At 48.5% G+C, this 1,145-nt stretch carries 1 protein-coding gene; it reads right to left on the bottom strand.

Annotated elements, in window-relative coordinates; translation table 11 throughout:
* Positions 1 to 17: 17 nt before the first annotated feature.
* A protein-coding gene (locus ACQ5ES_RS11625) for an IS3 family transposase (protein WP_445017022.1) occupies positions 18 to 1,129 on the bottom strand; the annotation gives its coding sequence in 2 pieces (ribosomal slippage) (positions 18 to 877 and positions 877 to 1,129; 1,113 coding nt in all).
* Positions 1,130 to 1,145: the final 16 nt, after the last annotated feature.

Here is a 1,145-nt window from a genome sequence, read left to right on the forward strand (position 1 = left end):
GTGTAAACATCCCCTGATTAGTGCCACGCATTTTTAGAGGTCTGTTCGTTCGTTTTTACCAATCGATACTCTGACGGTGTCAGGTTACCGAGTGATTCATGGGGTCGCTCATCGTTATATTGTGGCAACCAGTTATCAGTTATATCCCGGACTTCGTTTAGGCTTCTGAATACATAATAATCAAGTACTTCATCGCGGTAAGTTCGGTTAAATCTTTCAACGTATGAGTTTTGTGTCGGTTTTCCGGGTTTAATGAACTCAAGGTGGACCCTGTTTTCCTCCGCCCATTCAGCCAGAGCGATTGAAATAAACTCGGGCCCATTGTCCACGCGAACCTGCGCTGGGTAGCCACGCCAGGCGGCTAAACGCTCCAATGTCCTGATCACACGGGCTGCCGGTAGATTTAAATCAATCTCTATCGCCAACGCTTCGCGGTTAAAGTCGTCCACCACGTTAAAAGTCCGAAAGCGCCGACCACAATACAGTGCATCACTCATAAAATCGGCTGACCAACTTTGGTTTAAAGACTCAGGAACAGCCAGCGGCTGGGGATTGCGATTTGGCAGTCGCCTCTTCCCTTTACGTCGCATATTTAGCTTTAACGCACAGTACACACGGTGAAGGCGTTTGTGATTCCAGCGATGGCCTGCTCGGCGTAGCACATGAAAAAGTTTTTTAAATCCGTAACGAGGATAGCGTTCAACCGCCGACAGCAGCGCTTCAATGATCTCGTCGTCTTTGCCTGTATCAGGTTGGTAGGTGTAGACGGAGCGGCTCAGCTTCAGTGCTTTGCAGCTCCGTCGGACACTCAAACCGTGCTCTGATACCAAATAGTCGACGGTTTCACGCTTGTCTGCCGGCGTCAGAGCTTTTTTTCTATGACATCCTTGAGCGCCGTATTTTCCAGTGCCATATCGGCATACATGCGCTTAAGTTTGGCATTCTCTTCCTCAAGCTCCTTTAGTCGCTTGATGTCTGAGACCTCCATACCACCGTATTTTGATTTCCAGTTGTAGTAAGTGGCGTCGGCGATGCCGTATTCACGACAAACATCCTTGACTTGGCGACCTGCTTCAACCTCTTTCAAAACCTTCAGGATCTGAGTCTCAGTAAAACGTGATTTTCGCATTTCATTGTCTCCGTGG

It is taken from the genome of Pseudidiomarina xizangensis, from assembly GCF_052541995.1.